This window comes from Agromyces neolithicus (assembly GCF_039529735.1).
In the GTDB taxonomy this organism is placed as follows: domain Bacteria; phylum Actinomycetota; class Actinomycetes; order Actinomycetales; family Microbacteriaceae; genus Agromyces; species Agromyces neolithicus.
In genome coordinates, this window is record NZ_BAAANJ010000019.1 from 94,304 (window position 1) to 102,067 (window position 7,764).

A 7,764-nucleotide genomic window follows, 5' to 3' on the forward strand; every position below is an offset into this window, starting at 1 on the left:
CGAGAATCCCCTGAACGGGCAGCATCAGTCCCAAGGCGAACGGATGCCTCGGGGTCGGGCTCCCTCCGTCAGAGGGCGTGGTTCAGGTGCAAACCACGTCGCATGACGAGTTGCACGGTGCTGAGCACGCTATCCCAGTCGTCGACGACCTGCTTATGGCTGAAATTGAGCACGATGTAGCCGCACGCGCGCAGAAACGCCATGCGCGCCCGATCGTTCTCGAATGCTTTGTCGCCGCCGTGCGCCGAGTAGCCCTCGCACTCGAAGATGAGCCGGTCGCCGATCAGCAGGTCCGCGAAGTAACCACCAGGCAGTGCGGCCTGCGGCTCGGCGACAATGCCCGCCTCGCGAAATCGCTCACGGGCCACGGTCTCGCCCACCGCTTGGCTGAGGGTGCTCGATCGGCTCGCGATGTCACGCCCCCGCTGGCTGAGCCGGTCGAGCAACCGGGCGAACTCCGCATCAGCGAGTTTCGGCGGAACGTCGAGCCACGGCAGATCCTCTCGTGCCGAATCAAGGATGCACAGGGCATCCAGCGGCGGCAGGCAGTCGATCGCCTGGGCGACTACTTCGACGATGTCGGGCAGCGCACCCTGGGGCGATCCCGCACGTGACCAGTGGAACTCGAGGTGGTCGCGCGATGTCGTCGGGAAGATGCGTCCCTTGCCGTCGCGCGCTCGGCGGAACCGTGAGCCGTGCTCGCCGACCTCGACGTGCAGCACGAGCGAGGGGTTCAGCACACGCAGTCCGAGCAGCGCCGCAGCACTCGCGCACGCAACACGACCCCCGACGCGGAGCGCCCGCTTGGCGTCTCCTGCGAGATCTGGCGACATGAAGTGCCCTATACGTGCCCGCTCGATGCTTCCCGCCGCCACAGCGGAGGCGATGCTGCGCGGGTGATGCCCGACGGCACGGAGATCCTTCGTTCGACATGTGCCGCCGTGCCTTCGCACGACCTCGATCGCTGCTTCCATGCGACAAACGTCGCGTGACGGCGCGCGCGCGGACGGGGCATCCGTCCCTCTGTGCGCAGGGGCACCTGCCGCCCGCCTGTTGAGGACCACTCCCCACCCTTCGCGCGCTGCCCGTTCAGGGGATTTCGTCGACACTCCGGGCGGTCGCGTCCGGACTACCGCGTGTCGGAAAGATCCCCTGAACGGGCAACGCACACGCAGCCCGTTCAGGGCAGGATCAGGCCAGGAACTCGATCGCGGCGGTCTTGAAGGCACGTGCGGTCAGCGTCGAGACGTGGTCGCGGCCCGGGATCGTCACGAGGTCGGCGCCCCAGTCGAGCGCGAGCTGCTGCACCCCGGCGGGAACGGGGTCGTTCTCGCCGGCGACGAACAGGGTCGGGATGTCGCCGGGGATCGCGAGGGGCGCGCCCGCGACGCCCTCGATCACGGCGAAGAGCACGTCACGGTCGGCGCCGGCGTCGATCGCGGGCCGCAGTACCTGCTCGATGAGCGGATGTCCCGCCCAGTCGTCGCGCGCCAGCACGGCCCGCACCTCGTCGAGGTCCCAGGAGGCGAACAGCTCGTCGGGCCCTGCTCCGCCGATGACGACCCGCCGGATGCGTTCGGGGGCGAGTTCGGCGAGCGCCGAGGTGACGCGGTTGCCCATGGAGTAGCCGATGACGTCGACCTGCCCGGCGCCGGCCGAGTCGAGCACGGCCAGCAGGTCGGCACCGAGCAGCTCGGGCGCGTAGGCTCCTCCGTCTATGGGCTTGTCACTGTCGCCGTGCCCGCGCAGGTCGACGGTGATCACCGCACGACCGGCCTCGGCGAGCGCCTGAACCCAGCCGGTGTTCTCCCACGTGACTGCCGCGTTCGATGCGAATCCGTGCACGAGCAGCACTGGCGGCAGCGGGTCATCCGTCGATCGTTCACCCCGCAGTCGGTAGCCGATGAGCACGCCGTCGGCGCTCTCGGCGTAGAGCGTGGGAACCGGTGCGGCGGCCGCGGGCCTCACGCGCCGGCCTCGGCCTCGCCGAGCGAGCTCGACTCCACGATCACCGCACCCGCGTGACCCAGCTCGGCCAGTGCCGCCGCGGACGACGTGTCTGCGACACCCGCGACGAGGTCGGTGAACACACGCACGTGCTGCCCGTGCTCGAGGGCGTCGAGCACGCTCGCCCGCACGCAGTAGTCGGTGGCGAGGCCGACGACGTCGATGTCGGTGATGCCGTGGCGCGTGAGCACCGAGCTCACCGTGTCACCGGCGTCGTCGGTGCCCTCGAAGATCGAGTAGGCCGGAATCCCCTGGCCCTTGCGGATGTGCACGTCGACCTCTTCGGTCGACAGTGCCGGGTGGTACTCGGCCCCGGGGGTTCCGGCGACGCAGTGCGGCGGCCAGCTGTCGACGAAGTCCGGCTCGGAGTCGAGTGCGAAGTGGCCGCCGTTGTCGTGGTCGCCTGCGTGCCAGTCGCGCGAGGCGAACACGAGTTCGTATTCGCCGCGCCGCGTCGCCAGCAGTTCGGTGATGCCGGCGGCGACGGCCGCTCCCCCTTCGACGCCGAGCGCTCCGCCCTCGGTGAAGTCGTTCTGCACGTCGATGATGAACAAAGCTCGGGTCACGAGTGCTCCTTCCGTCCTATGATCCATTCTCGTCGCAGATGGAGTGGATGATGCCCTCGAGCACGTCGACGAGTGTCTCGAGCGACGCGATCGAGACCCATTCCTCGTCGGCGTGCGCGCCGCCGCCCGTCGGCCCGACGAGCACCACCGGAATGCCTGCGTCGGCGACCAGCCCCGCATCGGTCCACCACGGGTCGCCGCGACGCACGGCCGGCGCACCGGTCTTCTGCTCGACGGCAGCGAGCACCGCTCGGGCGATCGGCGCGCCGGCGTCGGCCTCCATCGCGGGCCGCGCCACCAGCCGCACGATGCGTGCCGGCAGCGACGGCGCGAGCACTCGCTCGAGTTCTGGGCCCGGGTCGGGTTCACCCGGCAGGCTGCGCCGCTCGACGACGATCACGCACCGGTCGGCGACGGTCGCGGCGTCGGTGCCGCCGTCGATCGTCGACACGCGCATGCTTCCGGAGCCGAGCAGCGGATGTCGCGGGCGCGCGTCGAGCTCGGCCGCGAGGCCGCGCAGCGCCACGAGACCGTCGACCGCCCGGTCGATCGCGTCGATGCCGAGCTCGGGCTGCGATCCGTGTGCGGCGCGGCCCTCGTACTCGACGCGATACCAGGCGAAACCACGGTGGGCGAGCGTCACCTCGAGATCGGTCGGTTCGAGCACGACGGCGGCGTCGGGGCGCGGCGACGGGAAGTGGGACGCCTCGGCCTCGGCATCGATCGCGGCGAGCAGCTCCTCCATGCCGACGGAGCCGAATTCCTCGTCGGCGGCGAACGCGAGCACGATGTCGCCATGCAGGTCGGCCGGCGCCGCCGCGGCGGCGACCATCGCGGCCGCGAGCCCGCCCGCCATGTCGTAGGCGCCGCGGCCGACGATGCGATCGGCATGGGGCGCGCCCACCACAGCCGCGGCCTCCGACGCCGGCCACGAGCCCGAAGCCTGCCACGACCCCGCACCCCCGACCGTGTCGAGGTGCCCCGCGAGCAGCAGTGTTCGCCCGCCGCCGGTGCCCCGTCGGCGCGCGAGCACGCTCGGTCGCGCAGGGTCTGCACCGATGAGGCGCACATCGAGGCCGCGCTCACCGAGCCACGCGCCGATCGCCCCGGCGAGCTCACGTTCGCCCGCTGCGCCCGGAACGAGCGACGGGTTCGTGGCATCGATCGCGACGAGGCTGCGCGTGAGCGCCACAACCTCGGCGCGGGGCATCCGCTCGCCTGATCGCATCGCCGCGCCGCCGATCACAGGTTCGAGAGGTTGTCGCCGCAGCGGTAGAACGCGGTCGCGAGCGTGTCGATCGCCGTCTTCGCCTCGTCGGTGACGTCGCCGAGCGCGTAGATGGCGAACGTGAGCTCGGTGTCGTCGGCGGCGCGGATGACCCCGCTCAGCGTGTAGCCGGTGTCGATCCAGCCCGTCTTCGCGATGACCCGGCCGTCGGCGACCGAGTTGTCGCCCCAGAACCGGTCGTCGTACGCGAGCGAGCCGCGTTCGCCCGACACCGGCAGCGAGTCGAGGATGTAGCCGAGACTCGCCTCGCGGGCGTTGATCTTCGTGAACAGCCGGGTGAGGTACGACGGCGGCACGGCGTTGTCGGGCGAGAGCCCCGACCCGTCGATGATCGTGATGCCCGTGGTGTCGACGCCGTAGCCCGCGAGTGCCTCGAGAATGCCGGCGTTCAGCGAGGCGAACGTGTTGCCCGCATCGGTCGCGATGGCGACGAGCCGCGCGAGCATCTCGGCGACCGTGTTGTCGCTGACGACGAGGGCCTTGTCGATGAGCTCGGAGACGGTCGGCGACGCCACGGCGCCGAGTTGCACGGCTCCCGCTGGGGCCACGCCGCGTTCGATGGCGGCCACCCCGCCGAGCTCGTCGGCGAACGCCTGGCCGGCACGGCCGATGGGGTCTTCGCTGCGCCACGACGTGTTCGTGTAGGGGTCGTCGCGGTCGCCGTCGACCATGAGCGCGGTGATGTTCGACATGTAGCCCAGCTCGCGCTCGGAGGCCAGCCAGCTCGCGTGCCACTCCTCGCCGCCGAAGTAGCTCGCGTCGAGTATGAGTTTCGTGATCGGCGGGTTCGCGGGGTCGGCCGCCCATGCCTCACGCACCTGGCGGGCGAGCTCGTCGAGGTGCGCGGCGCCGGGGTAGGCGGTCTCGTCGCCGCTCGGCGTGCGCGACAGCGTGACGTCGCCGCCGCCGACGAGCACGATCGAGCCGGGCTCGGCGCCCTTCACGACGGTCGTCGTGGCCCGGTAGTCGGGGCCGAGCACCGAGAGCGCCGCGGCCGAGGTGAGCACCTTCATGACGCTCGCGGTGCGTGACGGTGTGGTGCCGCCCCGGTCGTAGAGCACCTCGCCCGTCGACGCCTTGACGACCTGCGCCTGCAGGTTCGCGAGGCGCGGGTCGGCCGCAGCCTCGGCGACCGAGCAGGTGCGCACGCGACTGGCGGCGACCGCCTCGGCGGGCACCGCGCGCGCCGGCTCGGGCGTGGGTGTTGCGGTTTCGCTGGGCACGACGGCGGCGTTCGCGTCGCCGTTCGTCGCGGCCCCCGCGAGCACGGCTCCGGTGCCGGCGAGTGCGAGCACGAGCGCGGCGGCCGTGATGGTGACGCCGAGGCGGTGGCGGCGCACGAAGGCGACGACGGATGACCCGCGGCCGGGCTTGCCGCTCACGGCCACGCCGGCACCGGGGTCTGCGAGCGCAGGGCTGTCGCCCGGGGCATCCGTCTCGTCGCGCACCCGGGCATTTTACGGGGTCGTGCTGACCCGATTCTGGGAGCCCGGACGCCTACTCGCCGGGGTAGCGCAAGCCGATCTGCGCGCGGATCTCGTCGAGCGTGCCCATGATGGCGACGCTCTCGGCCGTCGATAGCGCGTCGCCGCCGTCGAGCCGGCCTGCCGCGACGAGCCGTTCGAGTGCGGCCGCCTGGTAGTGCATGCCACGCCCGTTCACGTCGGACGCGTACTGCTCGAGCACGTCGCCGTCGTTCGAGACGAGACGGAACGACGTCGCCGTGTACCAGACCGGGTCGATCTCGATGCGGGCCTCGCTGCCGAGCACGACGGCGACGTTCGGCCCCTTCGTGTCGCTCGCCGAGATCGACGAGGCGATGCGGTTGCCCTCGTACCCGAAGATCACAGCGACTTGCGCATCGGCCCCGGTGGCCTTGAATGTGGCCGAGGCCTGCACGGTCTTGGGGGCGCCGAACACATCCCACGCGAACGACACCGGGTAGATGCCGAGGTCGAGCAGCGCGCCGCCGCCGAGTTCGAGCGCGTTGATGCGGTGGGCGGGGTCGTCGGGCAGCTTCTGGGTGTGGTCGGCGATCACCGAGCGCACCTCGCCGAGCGCGCCCGCCGCGATGAGCTCGCGGATGCGCACCATGTGCGGCAGATACCGCGTCCACATCGCCTCGAGGGCGAGCAGCCCGCGGGCGGCGGCGAGGTCGGCAACCTGGCGGGCCTCGGCCTGGTTCAGGGCGAACGGCTTCTCGATGAGCACGTGCTTGCCGGCCTCGAGGGCCAGCGTCGCGTGGGCCGCATGGTGCGGATGCGGCGACGCCACATAGACGACGTCGACATCGGGGTCGGCGACGAGGGCCTCGTAACTGCCGTACGCCGTCGGAATGTCGAACTCGGCCGCGAACGCGTCGGCGCTCGCCTGCGATCGCGAGCCGGCGGCCCGCACGTCGAAGCCGTTGGCCTTCAGGTCGTCGGTGAAGAGGCGCGCGATGCCGCCGGTCGCAAGGATGCCCCAGCGCAGAGATTCGCTCATGCCGTCAGCCTATTGGCTGCCTCAGCGGTGCCGGGCGCCCCCGGTGGCCCATGTGACCCCGGTGACCCCAGTGACCCCCGGTGACCCCAGTGACCCCCGTTCGGGGATGCTGTGGATCACTCACGTTCAGGTCTAGCGTGGGCCCATGACGACTTCAATCGGCAAGGGTCGCGCGATCGTCGTCGCGGCCTTCATCGCGTTGTTCGCAATCCCCGTCGGGGTCGCCGGTCCGGCCGCGGCCGCGCCACCCCCACCTGTCGCGAAGTACGTCGCCCTCGGTGATTCCGTCGCAGCGGGCCAGGGCACGGGCGTCTACATCGACGCCTGCTTGCGAAGCCCGCTCGGGTATCCGGCCCTGCTCGACGCCGAGCCCCGCACCAACCTGCTGCGCAACGCCTCGTGCACCGGCGCCGACTTCACCGACGTCGACCTGCAACTCTCCGAGATCAACCGTGGAACGACGCTCGTCACGATGACGGTCGGCGCGAACGGGCTCGACCTGCCCGGCCTGCTCGCGGCGTGCGTTCCCGATCCGAATACGCCGCAATGCACCGCAGCGATCCTCGCGGCGAACACCTACCTCACGTCCGAACTCGGGCCCGAACTCGGTGAGACGCTCGCCGCGATCAGCAGCCTTTCCCCGAACGCGCGCATCGTCGTCACCGGGTACCCGCTTCCGCTGGCGCCCGGCATCGCGGATGGCGTCAACACGGGCGTCGCGATCATGAACACGATCCTCTCCACGACCGTGACCGCCGCGGCGGCGCAGGGTGTGAACGTGGTGTTCGCCGACGTGACCGCGGCCTTCCTCGGCCACGGCGCGTTCGGCCCCGACCCGTGGGTGGGTCAGGACCCGGCGAACCCCGAGACGTTCCTGCACCCGAATGCCGCGGGCTACCAGGCCTATGCCTCAGTGGTCGGCGCGGTGCGATGACCTGTCCCTGACTTACGCGCTTCTTCCTCGCGTGAGATGCGAACGGCCCGGCGATCCCGGGCCGTTCGTTACGCGCGCGGCGAGGATGCTGCGGAGCCAGTGGTACGAGGTCTTGGGCGTGCGTGTTCCGGTGGCGAAGTCGACGTGCACGAGACCGAACCGTTGCGTGAACCCTGCGGCCCACTCCCAGTTGTCCATGAGCGACCACACGAAGTAGCCACGCAGCTCGAGTCCGTCTGCGACGCCGCCCGGGGCGACCGCATCCAGCGCAGCCTCGAGGTGATCGCTGAGGAATGCCACTCGTTCGGGATCGGGGACCGAGCCATCGGCAGCGATCACGTCGTCGAAGCTCGCGCCGTTCTCCGTGATGTAGACCGGCGGCAGCGAATCGCCATAACGTTCCTGCACCTCGGCGAGTGAGCGGGCGAACCCGCCGGGCACGATCGGCCAGCCGAACGCCGTCGTCGGCACACCCTCGAACTCCT

8 protein-coding genes are annotated in these 7,764 nt (G+C 70.9%); 1 reads left to right on the forward strand and 7 read right to left on the reverse strand.

Translation table 11 applies throughout. The features are described from left to right. Positions 1-68: 68 nt before the first annotated feature. The 6 genes from ABD164_RS16560 to ABD164_RS16585 all read right to left on the reverse strand — a co-directional run bounded on the left by ABD164_RS16560 (position 69) and on the right by ABD164_RS16585 (position 6,345). Positions 69-833, reverse strand: coding sequence for a DUF559 domain-containing protein (locus ABD164_RS16560; RefSeq protein WP_344297555.1), 765 nt, complete (start codon positions 831-833; stop codon positions 69-71). A 358-nt stretch (positions 834-1,191) separates the two neighbouring features. After that, the gene (locus tag ABD164_RS16565) at positions 1,192-1,968 is read right to left on the reverse strand and encodes an alpha/beta fold hydrolase (protein ID WP_344297557.1); all 777 of its coding nucleotides are present in this window, start codon (positions 1,966-1,968) and stop codon (positions 1,192-1,194) included. Continuing rightward, positions 1,965-2,573, reverse strand: coding sequence for an isochorismatase family protein (locus ABD164_RS16570; protein ID WP_344297559.1), 609 nt, complete (start codon positions 2,571-2,573; stop codon positions 1,965-1,967). The genes ABD164_RS16565 and ABD164_RS16570 overlap by 4 nt, the downstream gene beginning before the upstream one ends. Before the next feature lie 16 nt (positions 2,574-2,589). Beyond that, the gene (locus ABD164_RS16575; protein ID WP_344297561.1) at positions 2,590-3,783 is read right to left on the reverse strand and encodes a M20/M25/M40 family metallo-hydrolase; all 1,194 of its coding nucleotides are present in this window, start codon (positions 3,781-3,783) and stop codon (positions 2,590-2,592) included. Positions 3,784-3,815: 32 nt separating this feature from the next. Beyond that, positions 3,816-5,309, reverse strand: coding sequence for a D-alanyl-D-alanine carboxypeptidase/D-alanyl-D-alanine-endopeptidase (locus tag ABD164_RS16580; RefSeq protein ID WP_344297563.1), 1,494 nt, complete (start codon positions 5,307-5,309; stop codon positions 3,816-3,818). 49 nt (positions 5,310-5,358) lie between these two features. Continuing rightward, entirely contained in the window at positions 5,359-6,345 is a 987-nt protein-coding gene (locus tag ABD164_RS16585) for a Gfo/Idh/MocA family protein (protein WP_344297565.1), read from the reverse strand. Positions 6,346-6,490: 145 nt separating this feature from the next. Between ABD164_RS16585 and ABD164_RS16590 the strand changes: the two genes are divergently transcribed. After that, positions 6,491-7,279 (forward strand): SGNH/GDSL hydrolase family protein, encoded by a 789-nt coding sequence (locus ABD164_RS16590; protein ID WP_344297567.1) that lies wholly within the window; start codon positions 6,491-6,493, stop codon positions 7,277-7,279. Between the two features lie 12 nt (positions 7,280-7,291). Here the strand turns inward: ABD164_RS16590 and ABD164_RS16595 are convergent. Then, positions 7,292-7,764: family 1 glycosylhydrolase (locus ABD164_RS16595; RefSeq protein WP_344297569.1), on the reverse strand; the 473-nt coding region annotated here is incomplete at its 5' end.